At 66.1% G+C, this 19,809-nt stretch carries 15 protein-coding genes; 3 read left to right on the top strand and 12 right to left on the bottom strand.

Features of this window, described 5'->3' with window-relative positions:
- Positions 1-397: 397 nt before the first annotated feature.
- Positions 398-1,543, bottom strand: coding sequence for a 2-methylcitrate synthase (gene prpC, locus MJ606_RS13950; RefSeq protein WP_243050143.1), 1,146 nt, complete (start codon positions 1,541-1,543; stop codon positions 398-400).
- 79 nt (positions 1,544-1,622) lie between these two features.
- A complete protein-coding gene (prpB, locus tag MJ606_RS13945; protein ID WP_243050142.1) occupies positions 1,623-2,510 on the bottom strand; it encodes a methylisocitrate lyase in 888 nt (295 codons plus the stop codon).
- A gap of 141 nt (positions 2,511-2,651) precedes the next feature.
- Here prpB and MJ606_RS13940 point away from each other — a divergent pair, with 141 nt between their 5' ends.
- Positions 2,652-3,866: a citrate synthase family protein gene (locus MJ606_RS13940; protein WP_243050141.1), complete on the top strand. Its 1,215-nt coding sequence runs from the start codon at positions 2,652-2,654 to the stop codon at positions 3,864-3,866.
- A gap of 13 nt (positions 3,867-3,879) precedes the next feature.
- On the opposite strand, the gene prpE is transcribed toward MJ606_RS13940, so the two are convergent.
- From prpE to MJ606_RS13920, 4 genes are all read right to left on the bottom strand, one after another.
- Positions 3,880-5,796 (bottom strand): propionate--CoA ligase, encoded by a 1,917-nt coding sequence (gene prpE / locus MJ606_RS13935; RefSeq protein ID WP_343214824.1) that lies wholly within the window; start codon positions 5,794-5,796, stop codon positions 3,880-3,882.
- Positions 5,797-5,895: 99 nt separating this feature from the next.
- A complete protein-coding gene (locus MJ606_RS13930; protein WP_243050139.1) occupies positions 5,896-6,237 on the bottom strand; it encodes a hypothetical protein in 342 nt (113 codons plus the stop codon).
- Positions 6,238-6,391: 154 nt separating this feature from the next.
- Positions 6,392-7,378: a malate dehydrogenase gene (locus MJ606_RS13925; RefSeq protein ID WP_243050138.1), complete on the bottom strand. Its 987-nt coding sequence runs from the start codon at positions 7,376-7,378 to the stop codon at positions 6,392-6,394.
- 76 nt (positions 7,379-7,454) lie between these two features.
- Complete coding sequence (locus tag MJ606_RS13920) at positions 7,455-8,654, bottom strand: aminotransferase class I/II-fold pyridoxal phosphate-dependent enzyme (protein WP_243050137.1); 1,200 nt, start codon at positions 8,652-8,654, stop codon at positions 7,455-7,457.
- 256 nt (positions 8,655-8,910) lie between these two features.
- Here MJ606_RS13920 and MJ606_RS13915 point away from each other — a divergent pair, with 256 nt between their 5' ends.
- Positions 8,911-9,168: a GlsB/YeaQ/YmgE family stress response membrane protein gene (locus tag MJ606_RS13915; protein WP_243050136.1), complete on the top strand. Its 258-nt coding sequence runs from the start codon at positions 8,911-8,913 to the stop codon at positions 9,166-9,168.
- A 60-nt stretch (positions 9,169-9,228) separates the two neighbouring features.
- Here the strand turns inward: MJ606_RS13915 and MJ606_RS13910 are convergent, their stop codons facing one another.
- The 3 genes from MJ606_RS13910 to MJ606_RS13900 form a co-directional block, all read right to left on the bottom strand.
- Entirely contained in the window at positions 9,229-9,663 is a 435-nt protein-coding gene (locus tag MJ606_RS13910) for a YidB family protein (RefSeq protein WP_243050135.1), read from the bottom strand.
- Positions 9,664-9,820: 157 nt separating this feature from the next.
- The gene (locus MJ606_RS13905) at positions 9,821-10,330 is read right to left on the bottom strand and encodes a peptidylprolyl isomerase (protein WP_243050134.1); all 510 of its coding nucleotides are present in this window, start codon (positions 10,328-10,330) and stop codon (positions 9,821-9,823) included.
- 118 nt (positions 10,331-10,448) lie between these two features.
- Positions 10,449-12,314, bottom strand: a complete 1,866-nt coding sequence (locus tag MJ606_RS13900; protein WP_243050133.1) for a D-(-)-3-hydroxybutyrate oligomer hydrolase — start codon at positions 12,312-12,314, stop codon at positions 10,449-10,451.
- A 131-nt stretch (positions 12,315-12,445) separates the two neighbouring features.
- Between MJ606_RS13900 and MJ606_RS13895 the strand changes: the two genes are divergently transcribed.
- The gene (locus tag MJ606_RS13895; RefSeq protein ID WP_243050132.1) at positions 12,446-13,102 is read left to right on the top strand and encodes a response regulator transcription factor; all 657 of its coding nucleotides are present in this window, start codon (positions 12,446-12,448) and stop codon (positions 13,100-13,102) included.
- Between the two features lie 9 nt (positions 13,103-13,111).
- Here the strand turns inward: MJ606_RS13895 and MJ606_RS13890 are convergent, their stop codons facing one another.
- The 3 genes from MJ606_RS13890 to MJ606_RS13880 are packed head-to-tail and all read right to left on the bottom strand — an operon-like array spanning position 13,112 to position 19,732.
- A complete protein-coding gene (locus tag MJ606_RS13890; protein ID WP_243050131.1) occupies positions 13,112-16,414 on the bottom strand; it encodes a PAS-domain containing protein in 3,303 nt (1,100 codons plus the stop codon).
- Between the two features lie 40 nt (positions 16,415-16,454).
- Positions 16,455-17,477: a PHB depolymerase family esterase gene (locus MJ606_RS13885; RefSeq protein WP_243050130.1), complete on the bottom strand. Its 1,023-nt coding sequence runs from the start codon at positions 17,475-17,477 to the stop codon at positions 16,455-16,457.
- A 23-nt stretch (positions 17,478-17,500) separates the two neighbouring features.
- Positions 17,501-19,732 carry a TonB-dependent receptor gene (locus MJ606_RS13880; protein ID WP_243050129.1) on the bottom strand — a complete coding sequence of 744 codons (2,232 nt, stop codon included), beginning with the start codon at positions 19,730-19,732 and terminating at the stop codon, positions 17,501-17,503.
- Positions 19,733-19,809: the final 77 nt, after the last annotated feature.

Here is a 19,809-nt window from a genome sequence, read left to right as displayed (position 1 = left end):
CGACCCAGCACGTGGTGATCGCAACATGCGTGCCACCTCGCCGGTAACTATGTGCTCACCCGTGATGTCCATGAAATCAGCCGTTTGAATGGACTCATGCACAGTGAGTCTGGCTTTGGCCAGGCTTGCCCAATCCCCAGGTGATTCATGGCTGTTACACCCACGGCTGAACATGCGGCGGCGTAGGGATCCATAAACGAAAAGCCATGAGTCACTCAATCAGCGGGTTGCGGCATATTCCGCATGCCACCTCTCGCAGCGGATCGTGTGTATCACCGGCGTTACACCCCTGCACACAAAACGATAGCAATGTCGTACAGGGTCCTGAACCGTAACGAAAGAAGCAAAAAAAGAGGGAGCCGATGGCTCCCTCTCTTCATACGTCGCGCTGATGCTTTCAGCGCTTTTCGATCGGCACGTAGGCCTGGTCTTCGGGACCGGTGTAGTTGGCGCTGGGACGGATGATCTTGCCGTCCTCGCGCTGCTCGATCACGTGCGCGCTCCAGCCGGAAGTGCGGGCGATCACGAACAACGGGGTGAACATGGCCGTCGGCACGCCCATCATGTGATACGCGCTGGCCGAGAACCAGTCGAGGTTGGGGAACATTTTCTTCTGTTCCCACATCAGCTTCTCGATCTTCTCCGACACGTCGAACAGCGTCGGGTTGCCGCCTTCGGTGCACAGCTTGCGCGACACTTCCTTGATGATCTCGTTGCGCGGATCGGACACGGTGTAGACCGGGTGGCCGAAGCCGATGATGATCTCCTTGCGCTCCACGCGGGCGCGGATATCCGCCTCTGCCTCCGCCGCGTTGCGATAGCGTGCGATGATCTCCATCGCCACTTCGTTGGCGCCGCCGTGCTTGGGGCCACGCAACGCACCGATGGCGCCGGTGATGGCCGAGTAGATGTCCGAACCGGTACCGGCGATGACGCGGGCGGTAAAGGTGGACGCGTTGAACTCGTGCTCGGCGTACAGGATCAGCGACTTGTCCAGCGAGTGCGCGTGCAGCTCGCTCGGCTTCTTGCCATGCAGCAGGTTCAGGAAATGGCCGGCGATCGACTCGTCGTCGGTCTCGGTCTCGATGCGCTTGCCGTTGTGGCTGAAGTGAAACCAGTACAGCAGCATGGAGCCGAAGCTGGCCATCAGGCGATCGGCGATGTCGCGTGCGCCGGTGACGTTGTGGTCGTCCTTCTCCGGCAGCACGGTGCCGAGCACCGAGCAGCCCGTGCGCAACACGTCCATCGGATGCGTGGCGGCCGGCAGCAGCTCCAGTGCGCTCTTTACCGGCGCCGGCAGGCCACGCAGACGCTTGAGCCTGGCGCGGTAGGCGTTGAGCTCGGCCCAGTTGGGCAGTACCCCGTGGACCAGCAGGTAGGCCACTTCCTCGAAGCAACCCTTGGCCGCCAGGTCGTGGATGTCGTAACCGCGGTAATGCAGGTCGTTGCCGCTGCGCCCCACCGTGCACAGCGCGGTGTTGCCCGCGGCCACGCCGGACAGGGCGACGGATTTCTTGGGCTTGGGAAGGGTTTGCTCGCTCATCGGATAGGTCTCCTCAATGCATGCGACTGTGGCCGCCCGCGGCGACGATGCCTCGGACCGGCCCATGGGTGTGGGGTGCTCAGGCTTTCTTGTTGGCGAACAGACTGTCGAGCTTGTCCTCGTAGGCGTGATAGCCGAGGAAGTCGTAGAGCTGTTCGCGCGTCTGCAGCGTATCGATGATGTTCTTCTGCGTGCCCTCGCGACGCACCGTCTCGTAGAAGTTCAGCGCTGCCTTGTTCATGGCGCGATAGGCGCCGCAGCAATACAGCGCAATGTCCACGTTGGCGTCGCGCAGCTCGTCGGTGGTGAAGAACGGCGTGGAACCGAACTCGGTGAGGTTGGCCAGGATCGGCACTTTCACCGCCGCCTTGAAACGACGGTAGTCGTCCAGCGTCTTCATCGCCTCGGGGAAGATCATGTCGGCGCCCGCCTCGACATAGGCGCAGGCACGGTCGATGGCCGCGTCGATGCCTTCCACCGCGGCGGCGTCGGTACGCGCCATGATGACGAAACCGGGATCGGTGCGGGCATCGACGGCGGCCTTCACGCGGTCGACCATCTCGTCCTTGGCCACCACTTCCTTGCCCGGACGGTGGCCGCAACGCTTCTGGCCGACCTGATCCTCGATGTGCACCGCGGCCACGCCCACGTTGATGAACGAACGGATGGTGCGACCAATGTTGAAGGCGCCGCCCCAACCGGTATCGATATCCACCAGCAACGGCATCTGGGTGGCGTCCACGATGCGACGCGCATCGGTGAGCACGTCTTCCATGGTGGAGATGCCGAGGTCCGGCATGCCCAGCGAGTTGGCGGCGACGCCGCCGCCGGAGAGATACAGGGCCTTGTAGCCCACGCGCTTGGCCATCAGGCCGGCGTAGGCGGTGATGGCGCCCATCACCTGGAGGGGCTTTTCGGCGGCGACGGCGGCGCGGAAGCGCGTGCCGGCAGATTCGGGTAGGGACATGATGATTCTCCGAAATCTCGTATTGTAGGCGATGCACTGGCAACGCCATGTCGCGGCGCAGTAAGCGCTACGGCGATGCCGATCACTGTGTCACCGTCCGATGTATTGATCAATCTTGATCGATAGGATCAATATGTCGTCATGCGCGTCGACTATTTATCCGCCCGCGAAGCCGCCACCCGCCTCGGGGTAAGTGCTGCCACGCTGTACGCCTACGTCAGCCGGGGAAAGCTCGACTCGCGTCCCGGCGCCGACGGACGCAGCCGCGAGTACCGGGCTGACGACATCGAGCGCCTGATCGAACGGCGACAGGCCGGGCGAGGCGCGGCCCAGGGCGCCGCGCACAGCCTCACCTGGGGCCTGCCGGTGCTGGAGACGCGCATCTCGCTGATCCGCCCGCAAGGACACTACTACCGTGGCGAATCCGCCATCGCACTCGCGCGCGACGGCGCCAGCCTGGAAGACGTGGCCCGGCTGCTATGGGACGGCAATGTCGACCCGTTCGCCAACGCGCCGCCCAGCCAATGGCCAGCCCCGGTCGCGCTTCTGTTGCGACAACGCGGCCTGCCACCACTGGAACGCACGATGGCGGCGTTGCCGCTACTGGGGCTGTCCAGCCCCTTCATCCACGGCATGGACGCCGTCCAGCGCCGCGAATGCGCGGCCCAGCTGCTGCGGCAAACGGCCGCCCTGCTGTGCGCCACACGCCCTGACCGGCGCCCGGTCCATCGCCTGATGGCCGATGGCTGGCATCGTGGCGATGCGGCGTTCGCCGCGCTGGTGCGAAGCACGCTGGTGCTGTGCGCGGATCACGAACTCAATGCCTCGGCCTTCGCCACGCGCGTGGCGGCCTCCACCGGCGCTGGCCTGCACGCGGCGGTGGGCGCGGGATTGGCGGCGCTGTCAGGGCCACAACATGGCGGGGCGGCCGCACGCGCACATGCGTTCATCCAGCAGGCGTTGCGCGAGCGCCGCCTCGCCGACCACGTACGGGATCGCCTGCGTCGTGGCGACGAACTGCCCGCCTTCGGCCATCCGCTGTATCCGGAGGGCGATCCGCGCGCGGCGCTGCTGTTGGCGATGCTCGATGAGATACGTCCGCGACGCCCCGGTCTGGCGCGCATCCGCCAGCTGATCGACGCCGTGAAGGAATGCAGCGGCCGCGAACCCAGCCTCGACTTTGCCCTCGCCGCGATCGCCTCGCTGTACGAACTGGGCACCGATGCCGCCTTGTCGCTGTTCGCCGCGGGACGCATGGCTGGCTGGCTCGCCCACGCACTGGAACAACAGGACTACGGCGGACTCATTCGCCCGCGCGCCAACTACGCCGGCAACCTGCCGCGACGCAAGGATTGAACGCGCGAGCCGATCAGCTGTCCGGCTCGCGCTCCAGCGCACGCCGCACCTCTTCCAGCGCGTTCGGATCATCCAGCGTCGACAGATCGCCTGGGTCGGTGTGCTGCACCAGCGCCTGCAGCGAGCGACGCAACAGCTTGCCGGAGCGCGTCTTGGGCAAGGCGTTGACCACGTAGATGCGGGCGGGCCGCGCCACGCCACCGAGCTGATCGACCACGCGCTGCTGCATGGCGCGCGCAACGTCGCCGTGGGTTTCATGGACGCCCTGCCGAAGCGTGGCGAACACCACCGGCACCTGCCCTTTCAGCTCGTCATGTACGCCCACCACGGCGGCTTCCGCGCAGGCCGGATGGGTGGACACCGACTCCTCGATCTCGCGCGTGCCCAGGCGATGCCCCGCCACGTTGATGACGTCGTCGGTGCGACCCAGGATGGTGGTGTAGCCATTCTCGTCGCGGATAGCCCAATCCAGCGAGCTGTAGAGCAGTTCATGGAAATGGCTGAAGTAGCTGCTGATGTAACGCTCGTCGTCGCGCCACACCGTGGTGAGGCAACCCGGCGGCAACGGTGGCTCGAACACCAGCACGCCCTTTTGATGCGGCGGCAGTTCCTCGCCGGTAGCCTCGTCGATCACCTTCATGCGATAGCCCGGACTGGGCAGGCCCGGCGACCCGAACTTCACCGGCTTCAAGTCAAGGCCCGGCATCAGCGTGATGGCCGGCCAGCCGGTTTCGGTCTGCCAATAGTTGTCGATCACCGGCACGCCCAGGCCTTGCGTGATCCACTCCGCCGTCGGCTCGTCCAACGGTTCGCCGGCAAGGAACAACCATTTGAGCCTGGACAGGTCGTACTTCTTCAGCCAGCTGGCATCCTGCTTCTTCAGCACGCGGATGCCGGTGGGCGAGGAAAACATGGTGCGCACGCCGTAGCGCTCGCACAGTCGCCACCAGATGCCAGGATCGGGATGCGTGGGCAGGCCTTCGTACAGCAGCGACGTCGCGCCGCCGATCAGCGGCCCGTAGACATTGTAGGAGTGGCCCACTGCCCAGCCCACGTCGGAGGTGGAGAACATCACCTGGCCCGGCGCGATATCGAACACCGTGGTGATGGACAGCGCCATCGCCACCGCATAGCCCCCCACATCACGCTGGATGCCCTTGGGCTTGCCGGTGGTGCCCGAGGTATACAGCAGGTAACTGGGCTCGTTCGACTCCAGCCAGGTCACCGGCACCTGCGCCCCTTCGTAGGAAGCTCGCAGGCTGGCGTAGTCGAGGTCGCGACCGGCCACGCGCGTCATCTGCGGATCGAGCCCACGGTCGACGATCAACACGTGCGACGGCCGCTGGCTCGCCTCCTCCAGCGCAGCGTCGATCAACGGCTTGTAGGGAATCACCTTGCCACCGCGCATGCCGGCGTCGGCGGCAATCAGCAGCGTCGGCTGCGCATCCTCGATGCGCAGCGCCAGGTTGTGCGCGGCAAAACCGCCGAACACCACGGAATGGATCGCACCGATGCGCGCGCAGGCAAGCATGGCAAACACCGCCTCGGCGATGTTGGGCATGTAGATGACCACGCGATCGCCCTTGCCCACGCCCAGCGAGGCAAGCACGGCCGCAAAGGTATTCACTTCGCGATACAGGTCGCGATAGGTGAGCTCGCGGGTGACGCCGGTCTCGCTGGAAATGGCCACCAGCGCGAGCTGGCCGCCGCGCTCGTCCAGATGCCGATCGATGGCGTTGTAGCAGAGATTGGTGGTGCCACCGACGAACCAGCGGCGAAACGGCGGATGGCTGTTGTCGAGGATCTGGCGCGGTGGCGTGTGCCAATGGATACGCTGCGCCTGTTCGGCCCAGAAAGCTTCCGGCTGCTCCACCGAACGCTGGTAGAACTCCTCGTAGCGCATCGCTCCCGTCCTCTTTCGGCTGCTGATCCAGGCTAGCCTAGATCAGCGGCACGAAACGGGCCTTGCGACCTTGGTCGAGTCGAAAAGGGCGGATGACCGTGGTGCGGCCATCACGCGCCGCCCGCATCAGAGGCAGGAAACGGCCGCGTCGCGATAGGCGGAGTTGTAGTCCTTCTTGACGTCCTGTCGCTCGTACATCATCACCTGCGCGCCGGTCCCGTCGGCCGTCACGTTGAGCAGCTCATGCGCGCCAGCCTTGTCGTTGCCCGACAGCGTGCCGGCCTGGTCCTTGTGCGACATGCTCACTTCAGCCGTCTCGGCCCACTTCGCGCGCACGCATTCGAGGTAGGTCGGAATGTCCTTGTTGGTTTTGCTGCTCAGCTTGGGCGTGCTGTCACGCAGGCCGTGGGTACCGCCGCAGGCGGTCAGTAGTGCGCAGCAGGTGGCGATCGCAATAAGTTGCTTCATGTCCAGGTTCCGGTCGAGGATCAACAGATTTAACCATGAAGCGCTGCCATGCGGAGAGGCTTGACCCTTACCGCGCAAAGCAGCGACGCGCTGCGGGGGCATCCAAAAAGAAGGGCGGCCAAGGCCGCCCTTCTTGCCAAACTACTGGGACCGCTTACTTCTTGGCGAACAGATGCTCGACGCCGGCGCGCTCTTCGCACAGTTCCTTGTCGGTGGCATCCATGCGGGCGCGCGAGAAACTGTTCACTTCCAGGCCCTGCACGATCTCGTACTTGCCGTTCTTCACCGTCACCGGGTAGCCGTAGATCACGCCCGGGGCGATGCCGTAGGAACCATCGGACGGGATGCCCATCGAGACCCAGTCGCCTTCCGCCGTGCCCAGCGCCCACGTACGCATGTGGTCGATGGCGGCCGACGCGGCCGAGGCGGCCGAGGAGGCGCCGCGCGCCTTGATGATGGCCGCGCCGCGCTGCTGCACGGTCGGGATGAAATCGCTCTCGTACCAGGCCTGGTCGACCAGCGACAGCGCCGGCTTGCCGTCCACGGTGGTGTGGTGCAGGTCCGGGTACTGGGTGGAGCTGTGGTTGCCCCAGATGGTCATCTTCTTGATGTCGGTGCTGTGCTTGCCGGTCTTCTCGGCCAGCTGCGACAGCGCGCGGTTGTGGTCCAGGCGGACCATCGCGGTGAAGCACTTCGGATCGAGGTCCGGTGCGTTCTGCTGGGCGATCAGCGCATTGGTGTTGGCCGGGTTGCCCACCACCAGCACGCGCACGTCGCGCTTGGCGTGGTCGTTCAGCGCCTTGCCCTGCGGGCCGAAGATGGCGCCATTGGCTTCGAGCAGATCCTTGCGCTCCATGCCCGGGCCGCGCGGACGCGCACCCACCAGCAGGGCATAGTCGACGTCCTTGAAGGCGACGTTGAGGTCATCGGTGGCGACCACGCCGGCCAGCGTCGGGAACGCGCAGTCGTTGAGCTCCATCACCACACCCTGCAGGGCGGGCAGCGCCGGGGTGATTTCCAGCAGGTGCAGGATCACCGGCTGGTCCGGGCCCAGCATGTCGCCAGCGGCAATGCGGAACAGCAGGGCGTAACCGATCTGGCCGGCAGCGCCGGTAACGGCAACACGAACGGGGGCTTTCATCGGGGTAACTCCTTCAACTTGGGCTAACGTACATAAGACAAGGCCCATGCCGGAGGTGGCACGGGCCCCAAGACCATCAGGTCAGTTCAGCGAAGAACGCCTGGATGCGTTCCAGCCCAGGCTGCAATTGTGCCGTGGGACAGGTGTAGGAAATGCGCATGGCACGCGGTTCGCCGAAGGCCGAGCCCGGCACGCAGGCCACGCCCTTGGCGTCGAGCAGCGCGGCGCAGAAATCGACGTCGCTGTCGATACGCACGCCGTGATGGCTCTTGCCGAAGGCCACGGAAATATCCGGGAAGGCATAGAACGCGCCCTGCGGGCGCGGGCACACCACGCCGGCAATCGCGCCCAGCGCCTTCACCACGATGTCGCGCTTGCCGGCGAATTCCTCGCACTTGGCCTGCGGAATATCCTGCGGGCCGGCGAACGCGGCCACCGCGGCTGCGGTGATCACTTCGGGCAGGCTGGTGATGTGGTTGGAGTTGAGCGTGGTGATGGCCTTGGCCACCGCCTCGGGGCCGGCCAGCAAACCTACGCGCCAGCCCGGCATGCCATACGTCTTGGACACCGAATCGACAAAGATCAAACGGTCCTTCAGTTCCGGCTTCACATGCACGAAATTGTGATAGCCGATGCCGTCGAACACCATCGAGTTGTAGATGTCGTCGGTGATGATCCAGGTGTCCGGATACTTCACCAGCACCTCGGCCAGCGCGGCGATTTCATCGCGCGTATAGACCATGCCGGTGGGGTTGGACGGATTGTTGAACAGAAACACCTTCGGCTTGCGCGCCAGTGCGGCATCGAGCTGCGCCGGCGTGAGCTTGTAGTTCTGGTCCGGGCCGCAATGCAGCACGTTGGCCTTGGCGCCGACGATGTCCGCGATGTCGCGGTAAGTGGTCCAGTACGGCGCGGCAAAGGCGATTTCGTCGCCCTCGTCCAGCAGCGCCTCGGCCAGGTTGTACAGCACCTGCTTGGCGCCGATGCCAATGGAGAGATTGGCGCGGCCATAACCGTTGAAGCCGAGTTTTTCGATATGCGCCAGGAACGCATCGAGCAGCGCATCGGCGCCACGGTTGCTGCCGTACTGGCCGCTGTCACCCTTCAACGAGTCGCGCGCGGCGGCGTACACATGCTCGCCAGGAAGAAAATTGGGGACGCCGATGGAGAAGCTGATGATGTCGCGACCGGCAGCCTTGAGCTGCTTGGCCTTCTCGGCGATGACCATGATGGCGCTGGGCTTGGCACGGCCGACGCGCTGGGCGAGCTGAGGCATGACTTCCTCGTATACGGGGGAACGAAGGCAGCAAACCCGGCGATTTTAGCATGTGGCGGCGCGTCATCCGCCCGCCCGGGATGCAAAAGCGCCCTGTCGGCTGGGCTACGTGCGTGTCATCGCGGACAAGTGCATGATGCACAAGCCGCCTGTCGCCTGGCCTGGGAGGGGGTAATAGGAGGTAGCGAGCACGCGGAGGCGGCTCGGCACGACCATTCAAGGATGCCTTTCAAACGCTGATCAAGGACTCGCGAATATGCATTGGCTCTGGGTATTCATTGTCGGTCTGGTAGTGGGTGTGATCGCCAAGGCACTGACGCCTGGCAAAGAAGCGATGGGCTGGATCATCACCGCCATCCTGGGTATCGCCGGTTCGTTCATTTCCACCTATATCGGCGAAAAACTGGGATGGTGGGGCGATGCCGGGTTCGTGCATTTCCTGGGATCGATCGCCGGAGCGGTGATCCTGCTGGTGATTTATCACCTGCTGTTCAGGCGCAACGTCACCGCCTGATCGTGTTGAAACATCGGCGACGCGTTGCGCGTCGCCGATGTCCGCTTGGCCAGGCCGGGCTCAGGCCGTCTGGTTGCCGCCGCCGAACAGCTTGCCGGCCAGCGAGGCCAGCGAACCCAGGTCGAGGCCACCCGTGGCCTGCGTGGGCACCTGGCCATCCGGCGTGAGGTGGTCCACGGCATGGGGCAGCACCTGCGACAGCTGGCCAAGCAACTGGCCGGGATCGACGCCGAGCTTGCCGGCCGCCTCCTGCACCAGCGGCCCCAGCCCGCCATTTTGCAGGGCCTGGCCCAGCTGGTCGCTCGACACCGCCTGATTGGCACCGCTGCCCACCCAGGACTGGGCCGCCTCGCCCAGCCCGTGCTGCTGCAGCACGGCCACCAGGCCTTGTACGCCCCCTGCTTTTTCAATCAGCTGGCCCGCCACCGCAATGAGCGAGGAACCGCCGGCGGCATTGCCCTGACCACCACCGAGCAAATCGTTGAGAAATGACATGGCTACATCTCCTTGAGGATGGGATGACACACAGCATGCGGCATGTGGCGCTGTTCGATTCTAGGCCCCGGCTCCGTACGCTGCCATGACAATCTGCCCATGAAAAAGCCGCCATTCGGCGAATGGCGGCTTTTTCACATCAATACAACGAATGAACTTAGCCGCGCTCGTCGAGCACCGCGTTCCATTCCTTCACGCGATCGGCCTGGGCGGCCAGCAGCGCGTCGACGTCGCCTTCCAGGGTGACCTTCTCGATGATGTCGCCCTGGCGGATGGCGTCGACCACGGCCTGGTCCTCGGGACCGACCACTTCGCCGAACACGCTGTGCTTGCCGTCCAGCCACGGCGTGGCGCCATGGGTGATGAAGAACTGGCTGCCGTTGGTGCGCGGACCGGCATTGGCCATCGACAGCACGCCCGGCTTGTCATGGCGCAGCGAGGGATCGAACTCGTCCTCGAAGCGGTAGCCCGGACCGCCACGGCCGCTGCCTTCCGGGCAACCGCCCTGGATCATGAAATCGGCGATCACGCGATGGAACGACAGGCCATCGTAGTAGCCGCGACGGGCCAGGTTGACGAAGCTGGCCACGGTCACCGGGGTCTTGTCCTCATGCAGGCGCAGGTGGATCGGACCGCGGTTGGTGTTGAAGGTGACGTTGATGGTCATCGGAAATCCTGTTTGCAAAGGCAGCGCGCGGCCACAGGCGCCCTGCGGGGCGGCAAGGATACCCCAGCTGGTGCCCGCTGCAGGCCCCCGGCGACTTGCTTCGCCGCAAAAATCCGCCTCATCCGGGCCCTGCCGTCCAGGGCGCGGGCAGGTCCAGCGCGGCGGGCGTCAGCGCACCGGTGCCGCGCGGCTGCGCCGCCGGCGTCGGCACCAGGGCCGGCCATGGGGCACCCTCATAAAGATGTGCCCACATCCGGTCCAGCGCGGCATAGCCATAAGGCAGCAGCGGCACGTGCTTGTCGCCAAAACCCGGCAGGGCGAGGAAGGCGTCGAAATGCTGCGCGTAGGGCACCTTCCAATACAGCGGATGCCCGCCCTTGGCACGCAACCAGGCCATGTAGGCTTCGGAGGTGAAGGCGGTGGGCAGCAGCCCATCGGCGGCGCCATGCACCACCCATAGCGGCAGGCTGGCCCGCGGCGGCTTCACCGTGGTGGCGGCCACGCCGTCGCGCAGTGGCTGGGTGCTGGCGTCGGTGTCGTCCCACAGCGCGCGCAGGCACAGGGCGCCCGGCAAGCCCGGATCGGGCGAGTGGTCGGTGCCGCCATACAGGCCCACGCCATTGCCCGGTGGAATACCCGATGCGTCGGCCCACCAGGCGGCGCGCACCGCCGGCACGGCAGGACCCGGCGCACCATCCGCCGCCATCGCGGCGTAGTGGAAGCCGCAGGGCATATCGTCCGGTCCACGCCGCATATAGGCCGAGGCGTAAGCGGCGGTCACCGCGCGCCACACATCGAACGACGTGGTGGATGCGGCGGTCGCCATCGCCTCGTCGCTCCAGCCGTGCGCATGCAGGCGTTGGTAGGCGTCGGCGGCCTGCGCGCTGATGCGGTCGCCACCAAGCAGGCCCCGCTCATGCAACTGATGGCAGCGCTGCGCCCAGGCGGCGGGCTGCTCGCCCTTGGGGGTGCGGGCCAGCGGCGTGGCGTCGAAACGGCTGTCGAGCAGCGCGCAGGGCAGATACAGCGAGGCTTCGGTGGCGTAGTCGTACAGCGCGCGCCCCTGCCCCGGCACGTTCACGTTGGGCTCCAGCGATACCACGCCAGCCAGCAGATGGTCGTCATCGAGCCCCGCCGCCTGCAGCACGGCGCCGCCACCGTTGGAAAGGCCGGTGGCGATGATGCGCGTGTTCTGCGCCGTGAACGGCGCCTGGTCGGGAAAGGCGCGATCGAGCATGGCCAACCCGAAGCGGGCGGCCTGCAACACGTGGCGTCCCCAGTCGGCTTCGGGGTTGTCGCCAGAATGCGCGTGCTTGACCGCAACGCCGGTGTGCTGGGCGCCCGCCGCCGGCTCGAATTCCAGCGTGGCGGTGCCGCGCCTGGCCCGGGTGCCGTCCAATGCTACGCCACTGTCGTCGGCAAGATCGAAATAGCCCGCGCCGGTGCCCTTGTCCGTATAGGCCACGGCGCAACCACGCGGCAGGCCCCACGCGCCAGCCAGCGCAATGGCGCCATAGATGCCGCGCGAGCCGGACGACGCCGTCACCACCAGGCAACGGTGCGAACGATCGAAGCGGTCGGGTACCTGCAGCAGCACGCGATGCGGCGAACGGGCGCCGGGAATCCAGGCGAACGCCTGGTATTCGCGCCCCGGCACATCGGGCACGGCGCCATACACGCTGCCGTAGCCGCCCAGCGGCCCGAGATCGGCAATGCCTTTCCAGCTGGTCTGGATCGCCCGTCGCCGCAGCTCCTCGGCCGTGGGCTTGGACGGCTGCGCAAACGGCGCCGGCGCTGCCGCCAGGCCAGACAGGCCCAGCCCCGCGCTGAGCAGATCGTCGCCGGCGCGGTGTTCGGTCACGCGCACCTCGCCATGCACGAAATCAGGGACTTGCATGCCGGACTCCTTGGTCGCGGGCGTGGCCGCGCACGACGCCAGCACCGGCGCGAGCAGCAGGATCCATCGAGAGAGTGGATTGGTCATGCCGTCCACCTTAACAAGTGGGAGCGCGCTCACCATCGTACGAAAGTCCAGCACACCGGGGGTCGCCACCGGGTGACGGCATGACTTCCTGATCTCGACGTAGGCAGTTCCCCCCGCTAACGTCGGCGGCCATGACACGCCTGCTGATCGCCGACGACCATCCCCTGTTCCGCGCAGCGCTGCGCCAGGCCGCCCAGGAAAGCGTGGCCGATTGCACGGTGATGGAGGCCGCGGACCTTGCCGGAGCACTGCAGACACTCGCCGCCGACCCCGACATCGACCTGGTGCTGCTGGACCTGCACATGCCCGGCAGCCAGGGGCTGTCGGGATTGGCCACGCTGCGTGGACAACATCCGGGCGTCGCGGTGCTGGTGGTGTCGGCGCATGACGAACCACGCACCGTGCGCCGCGCGCTCGACCACGGTGCCGCCGGCTTCATTCCCAAGAGCGCCAGCCCAGTCGAAATCGCCGACGCCATTCGCAACGTGCTCGACTGCGGCAGCTGGCTGCCGCCCGCATTGGCGCAGGCCGTGGCAAGCATGCCGGCCGACCCCGTGGATATTGACCTGGCGACGCGCCTGGCGCGCCTCACCGAACAGCAATACCGCGTGCTCGCCCTGCTGGGCGAAGGCCTGCTCAACAAGCAGATCGCCGATCGCCTCGCCATCCAGGAACGGACGGTGAAGGCGCACGTCACCGCCATCTTCGAAAAGCTCGGCGTGCGCAACCGCACGCAGGCGGGCGTGATGTTGCGCTCGCTGGATTTGAGCGAGTCGACGCGGCTCTAGGCCAAGACCTCACCCACGCGCCACCGCCACGCGCTGCAACACCTGTCGCAACGCCAGCGGCTTGAGCGGCTTGTACAACACGCCAAGGCCACGATCGAGCAGGCGCTGGCGCAGTTCGCCATCGCGGTCCGCGGTGAGGATCACAGTCGGCACATCGCGCGCGGCATCGCCCAGTTCATGCAGCACATCCAGCCCGGTGCGCCCCGCATCCAGGTGGTAATCGAAGATATGCAGGTCCGGACGCCAGGGCGCGGCCCGCGCCTGCTCCAGCGTGCGCGCGGCATGCACCTGCCAGCCCCAGCCGGTCAGCAGGACGCTCAATGCGGACAGCGCGGCCGGCTCGTTGTCGAGCACCAGCGCGCGTCCGGCGGGCAGCGGCTGGGGTTCCAACGCCACGGCCGCCGTTGGCGACCGATGCTGCGCACATGGCACGCTCAGCTCGAACACACTGCCCTGCCCGCTCCACGAACGCAGCCCGATCGGATGGTCGAGCAAGGCCGCCATGCGCTGGGCGATCGACAGGCCCAGCCCCAGGCCCTGCCCACCTGCCGCGCTGCCGCGGCGAAATTCCTCGAAGATCCCCCGCTGCTCGGCCAGCGGTATGCCCGGCCCGTTGTCCCACACCTGCAGTTGCACCCGCCCGCCGTGTCGCCGCACGCCGAGCAGTACGCGCCCGCGCTCGGCATAGCGCAGCGCGTTGGAAAGAAAGTTCTGCAACACGCGGCGCAACAGCTGCGGATCGGAATGCACCCATTGCCGGGTACCCACCACGTCGAAGCGGATGCCGCGATCACCCGCCAGGGCGCGGAACTCCGCCGCCAGCGGATCGAGCACGTCGGCCAGGGCGAAATCGCGTGGTTGCGGTTGCAGGCGCCCGGCTTCCAGCCGCGCCATATCGAGCAGGCCGGCGAGCAAGCCCTCGGTGGCGGTCAACGCACCATGCAGATGCTGCGTCGTGGCGGTATCGCTGCCGCGCTCGGCCAGCGTGTGCGCAAACAGCTGGGCCGCGTGCAGTGGCTGCATCAGGTCGTGACTGACCGCCGCCAGGAAGCGACTCTTGGCTTCGTTGGCGCGCTGCGCCTCGGCGGTGGCCGCCGCCAGGGCGCGCGTGCGCTCTTCCACGCGCAGTTCCAGCGTCTCGTTGGCGCGCTTGAGCGCCGCCTCGGCCTGGCGGAACGCGGTGACGTCGGTGAAGGTGGCGACGAAGCCGCCCCCGGGCATGGGATTGCCGCGAATCTCCACCATGGTGCCGTCGGGAAAACGCCGCTCGGAAAGATGCTGCGTACCCGCGCGCATATGGGTGAGGCGTCGCTGCACGCGCGCGTCGGATTCACCGGGACCAATCATGCCCCGGTCGATGTTGTAGCGGGTGAGATCGGCCACCGGACGCCCCACCTGCAACAGCTCGCGCGGATAACCGAACAGGCTGGCGTAGCGGCTGTTCCACGCCACCAGCCGCAGCTCCGCATCCACCACGCAAATGCCCTGGCTCATGTTCTCCAGCGCCGCCTCCAGCACGCGCTGGTTGAAGCGCAGATCCTGCGCGGCTTCGCCCACGATCGCCGCCACCGTATCCAGCTCGTCGCGACGCTGCTGGCGCACCACTTCCAGCAACAGGCGCGCGGAAGAGGCGCCGATCACCGCCGCCAGCTCATGCTCCACCGCAGCAATGCGCGCGCTGCCGGCGGCACCGCTCATCGCCGCGTCATCGAACAAATGAACCACGCGGTCCGCCGGCAGAAAACGGGTGGCCAGCGCGCGCAATTCCATCAGCCCGATATCGCCCATGCTCACCGCACGCGGTGAGCGGCCAAAACGCGAGCCGGCCACGGCGACCATGGTGGCCACATTGGCGATCAGGCTAAGCACCACCGCACGCCCCAGACGACTCCAGTCATCCAGTCCAAGCAAACCGTCCGGTCCCAGCCACGCCACTCCCAGCGGCCCCTCGTGCAGCCAGGCGCCGCCATGCGGCTGCATGGTCGGCAGCAACACATAGAGCCACACCAGCGTGCCCACCGCGAGGCCGGCCGCCACCGCGCGCGGCCCCAGCTGCGGCCGATACACGGCCGCCAGCAACGCAGGCGCCAGGCCGGCCAGCGCGGAAAAGGACACCGCACCGATATCGGCCAGCGCGTCGTTGCGTGCCAGCACACGACTGTAGGCCCAGGCCAGCAGGATCACCGCCAGGATGGCGACACGACGCTGGTTGATCACTTCGCCACGCAAGTCACCCTGCTCGTCACGCCCCCAGCCGGCACGCACCCGCAGCGGCGCGATGAAATGGTTGACGATCATCAGGCTCAACGCCAGCGTCGCCACCACCACCATGCTGGTGGCCGCGCTCAGTCCGCCGAGAAAAGCCAGCAGTGCCAGCCCGTGCTGGCCGCGCGCCAGCGGCAGCGCCAGCACGTAGAGATCGGATGGCACGCCACCGGGCCCCAGCCATGCATCACCCAATCGCGCCAGCGGCAGGATCGGCAAGGAGATCAGCAGCATGTACAGCGGAAACAGCCAACGCGCGGTGCGCAGATGCGAACTGTCGCGACACTCCACCACGCCGGCATGGAACTGGTGCGGCAGCGTGAACATGGCCAGCGCGCCCAGCAGGATCAGCGCGGGAAATCCGTTGCTGTCGTGCTGGGTGGGCGCCGCGGCGATCAACTGGCGACTGGCCGGCGAGAGCAACAACGTACCCAACGCCAGCATCGCGCCGAGCTTGAACAGCGACTCGAACGCCATCGCCAGCACCAGGCCGCGGTTGTGTGCCATCACGGAGGCGCGCCGCGTGCCGAACAGCATGGCGAACAGCGCCATCAGCAAGGCCACGTAGAGCGCACTGTCCTGCCAGGGATCGGTTTCGGACAGCTGCCCCCGGCTGAGCATGCCGTAACTCATCGCCACTGCTTTGAGCTGCAAGGCGATGTACGGCACGATGCCGATCAACACCACCACCGTGACCAGGGCAGCCAGACCGGTATGCCGCCCCAAGCGCACCGCGATGAGGTCGGCCAGCGAACCGGCGTTGTAGTCGCGCGCCAGCTGCACCAGCCGGCGCAGCACCGTCACCGCGAACAGATACATCAGGATCGCGCCGACGAAAGTCGGCGGCAGCCACCAGCCCGAGCGGCTGGCCTGGGTGACGGTGCCATAGAACGTCCACGACGTGCAGTGGATGGCCAGCGACAGCGCGTAGACGATCGACCAGCGCCGTTCGAACAACGCCGGGCGCCGTTCGCCGATGAGCGCGACGCCAAACAGCAGGCCCAGCCAGATAAGCGCGGCGGCGGTAATCGTGCCGGCGGTCAACATGGCGTCGCGCTACGCCCTCTCCCCCGTGGGGAGGTTGGAATCAATGAGGCAACCCCAGCGCCTTGACGGCGCCGACCAGCCAGCGCAACTGCACGCCCTGGCGGCTGTCGTAATCGGTTCCGGAATAGCCCCACCAGTCCCAGCATGCCTGCGGATTCAAAGGCGCCGTGCTCGCGCGGGTCTGAGGATACAGGACCGCCACGTCGTACACGTCGGCCCAGCGGTTGAAGCCCGCGTCCTTCACGAAGGCCTCGCCCACCGCATCGGCATTCTGCTTGCACCCGTGGAATGCCACCAGCAGGCCGCATGGCTTGCCGGCCAGGCAATCCGGCGGCAGGTAGATGTAGCCCTCCTTCGCCAGCAGCGCATCGGTTCCGCCAGGACGGTACGCGTCCTGGTCGAAGCGGCGCAATTCACCCCTGGCCGTGGTGGCCGCGTGCTCGGGCTTGCCGAACAGCTGGCTGAAGATTTCACCGGCCGCATCGAAACCGCAGTGGCCAAGATAGGGCGACACCGACTTGTCGCAGTCGTCACCGATGGCCGCGATCGGCAGATTGTGCGCAAACGCGCGGTCGCCATCGTCATGCACCTGCATCGTCTTCAGGCCGGGCTCGCCATCGCGCAACAGCTGGTAGAACCGTGCGCCCGCCTCGGCGACGGCCGGCGCCACCAGCGCATCGTCCTTGCCATGCAGCAGGTAGACCCGGGCATGCGCCAGATCCTTCAACGGACCGATCTCGCCCGCTGCCGAGCGCTGCCGGGCGCGTGCCACCAGGGCGGCTGCGTCGGGCGCCGGCACGCCTTTCATGCAGGTACTCAGCGCCAGGTCCAGCCGACCCGCCGCGCAACCGTAAGGGCCACCCGCCACCATGGCCGCCCCGGAAAACAGCTCGGGATACGCCATCTGCGCCTGGGTGGCCATATACGCCCCCGAAGACAAACCGGCCACCGCCACCCTCGCCGGCTCCAGCCTGAGCTTGGGCAAGGGCGCGGCGGCCTCATCCGCCCATGCGGCGCCTCCCAGCAGGATCAATCCGAACAGCAGGCCGGCGAAACGACGCATGGGCTTCTCCTTCGTAAGCAGCATCAGAACGAATAGCGCGCGCTCAACGTCACCATGCGCGGCGGACCATAGAAACCGGTGACGATGTCCAGTGCCGCGATGTTATAGCCGGTGGTGCGATACGACTTGTTGGCCAGGTTGGTGCCCTGCAGGCTCAGGCTCCACGGCTGGTTGATATGCCAGATCACCCCGGCATTCCACAGCCCGTACGACGGCTGCATGATCAGCGGCGACAGCGTGGTCTCGGGATAGACGCTGGTCTGATAGGTGTAGTTGATGCGGCCGCTGACGCTGCCGCCATCGGCCAGCGGAATGGTGTGCTCCAGGTTCAGGCCGCCGGACCACTTCGGTGCGTTGGTGAAGCGCTGGGTGTCGGCAATGTTGACGCCGCCGCTTTCGAATTGCGTGTACTTGGTATGCAGGTAGGCGAAGTTGCCGCTGAAGGTCCAGTTCTCCACCGGCTTCCAGGCGAATTCTTCTTCCAGGCCATCGATATGGCCCTTGCCCGCATTGGTGAAGTCGCCGAAGAAACCTTGCGTGCCATTGGGCAAGGTGTACGAAGTGAACACCGACAGCTGGATATTCGAATAGATGTTGTGGAACAGCGCGGTGTTCAACATCAGGCTGTCGTCGAAGAAGGACATCTTGCTGCCCAGTTCGAACGACTGCACCTTTTCGTCCGCGATCGGACGGCAGGATTCGGGAATCGCCGAGCAGTTGGCGCGGATGTTGTAGCCACCCGAATGGAAGCCTTCGCTATAGCTGGCGTAGAGCTTGACCTGGTCGGTGGCGCTATAGTCCAGCGACACCTTGGGCGAGGTGTTGTGCGAGGTGTGCGCGCCGCTGAAATCGGCCAGCACCGAGATGGGATTGGTGAACGTGGCATCCGCGTAGCCATAGTTCTGGATCACCGCCGACTTCTTCTCGTCGGTGAAGCGCAGGCCCACGTCCAGGCTCCACACCGGGCTGATGTCCCAGGTGAAATCGCCATAGCCCGCATAGCTCTTGGTGCCGATGCTGCCGCCGGTGCTGCCGTATTGCGACAGGCCCAGCGTGCTGTACGGCGGCGAGCCAAGGAAGATGTTGTCGATCGAGCCCTTCGCCGTGCCGTTGAAGTAGTACAGGCCGAACACGCCGTGCACAGCGCCGCCGTTGTCGTAGTTGGCCTGGAATTCCTGGGTGAACTGATGGTCCTTGTAGATCGCCGAGACGTCGGCGATCTGCTCGGGCAAGGTGTCGAAGTCGATATTGCTGTTGGTGGACGAGCCGCGATAGGCAGTGATGGATTTCAACGTCCACTCCTGGCTGACGATCCAGTTCAAGGTCAGCGCGGTGCCCCACAGCGTGGTGTTGTTCAACTGCGGCATGCCGCTGCGCGTGTCGTAGTCGCTCGACAGCGGCTGGTAGGCCGGGTCCAGCCCGTTGACCGTGAGCATCTTCGCGCCGCGCGGATTGGAATTGTCGCGCAACCCGTCCACCGAGAGCTCCGCATTGAAGTCGGACGAGGGGAAAAAGCCCAGCGAGGCGCGCGCCGCATTGGTGTTCTTGTTGCCGTTGCGGCTACCGTTGAGCAGGTCGGTGCCGAAGCCGTCGTTGTGCTCGCTGGCATAGGCAATGCGGCCGCGCCACACGCCATCGGAAGTGGCGCCGCCAAGGCTGCCCTTCACGTCCTTCTCGCCATGCGTGCCCACGGTGGCTTCCACCGAGCCGGTGGTCTGCGTGGGCAATGGGTTGGACACATACTTGATGGCGCCGCCAATGGTGTTCTTGCCGTACAGGCTGCCCTGCGGGCCGCGCAACACCTCGATGCGGTTGACGTCGAACACGTCCAGCATGGTGCCCTGCGGGCGCGCCATGTACACGTCATCCAGATAGATGCCCACGGCCGGGTCGAAGCCCCAGGTCGGATCGGCCTGGCCAACGCCGCGGATATAGGCGGTAAGCGTGGTATTGGAGCCGCGCGCGGCGTAGATCTGCAAGGTCGGCACCTTGCCCTGCAGGTCGCCGAGGTTCTGCACGTTCTGGTTGTACAGCGACTGCGCGGTGAATGCGCTGACCGCAATCGGCACGTCCTGCAGGGTTTCCTCGCGCTTGCGCGCGGTGACTTTCACGCCCTCCAGCTGCTTGGCTTCGGACGGCTTGGCCGTGGTGGTGGTCGAGTCGGTGCTCTGCGGAGCATCGTCGGCATACGCGGATGCCAGACAGGACAGACCCACGACCAGGCCGATCGCAAGACTCAGATGCGTGCGTTTCATAGCTCCCCAGCTCCCCTCGCTTTGACGCATCCTGGGGACCCAGGATGCCGAATGCCGTGGAGCTTAGGCAGCGCGAC

This window comes from Dyella sp. RRB7 (genome assembly GCF_022761115.1).
GTDB lineage: Bacteria > Pseudomonadota > Gammaproteobacteria > Xanthomonadales > Rhodanobacteraceae > Dyella.
This window is presented reverse-complemented; position numbering and strand designations above follow the sequence as displayed.

Excerpts from the sequence above, each read along its gene's own strand:
- MJ606_RS13880 (WP_243050129.1), bottom strand. The coding sequence starts at position 19,732 with ATGAAACGCACGCATCTGAGTCTTGCGATCGGCCTGGTCGTGGGTCTG.
- MJ606_RS13920 (WP_243050137.1), bottom strand. The coding sequence starts at position 8,654 with ATGCCTCAGCTCGCCCAGCGCGTCGGCCGTGCCAAGCCCAGCGCCATC.
- MJ606_RS13885 (WP_243050130.1), bottom strand. The coding sequence starts at position 17,477 with ATGCGTCGTTTCGCCGGCCTGCTGTTCGGATTGATCCTGCTGGGAGGC.
- MJ606_RS13930 (WP_243050139.1), bottom strand. The coding sequence starts at position 6,237 with ATGAAGCAACTTATTGCGATCGCCACCTGCTGCGCACTACTGACCGCC.
- MJ606_RS13915 (WP_243050136.1), top strand. The coding sequence starts at position 8,911 with ATGCATTGGCTCTGGGTATTCATTGTCGGTCTGGTAGTGGGTGTGATC.
- MJ606_RS13895 (WP_243050132.1), top strand. The coding sequence starts at position 12,446 with ATGACACGCCTGCTGATCGCCGACGACCATCCCCTGTTCCGCGCAGCG.
- MJ606_RS13910 (WP_243050135.1), bottom strand. The coding sequence starts at position 9,663 with ATGTCATTTCTCAACGATTTGCTCGGTGGTGGTCAGGGCAATGCCGCC.
- prpC (WP_243050143.1), bottom strand. The coding sequence starts at position 1,543 with ATGAGCGAGCAAACCCTTCCCAAGCCCAAGAAATCCGTCGCCCTGTCC.
- MJ606_RS13905 (WP_243050134.1), bottom strand. The coding sequence starts at position 10,330 with ATGACCATCAACGTCACCTTCAACACCAACCGCGGTCCGATCCACCTG.
- MJ606_RS13925 (WP_243050138.1), bottom strand. The coding sequence starts at position 7,378 with ATGAAAGCCCCCGTTCGTGTTGCCGTTACCGGCGCTGCCGGCCAGATC.
- MJ606_RS13890 (WP_243050131.1), bottom strand. The coding sequence starts at position 16,414 with ATGTTGACCGCCGGCACGATTACCGCCGCCGCGCTTATCTGGCTGGGC.
- prpB (WP_243050142.1), bottom strand. The coding sequence starts at position 2,510 with ATGTCCCTACCCGAATCTGCCGGCACGCGCTTCCGCGCCGCCGTCGCC.
- MJ606_RS13900 (WP_243050133.1), bottom strand. The coding sequence starts at position 12,314 with ATGACCAATCCACTCTCTCGATGGATCCTGCTGCTCGCGCCGGTGCTG.
- MJ606_RS13940 (WP_243050141.1), top strand. The coding sequence starts at position 2,652 with ATGCGCGTCGACTATTTATCCGCCCGCGAAGCCGCCACCCGCCTCGGG.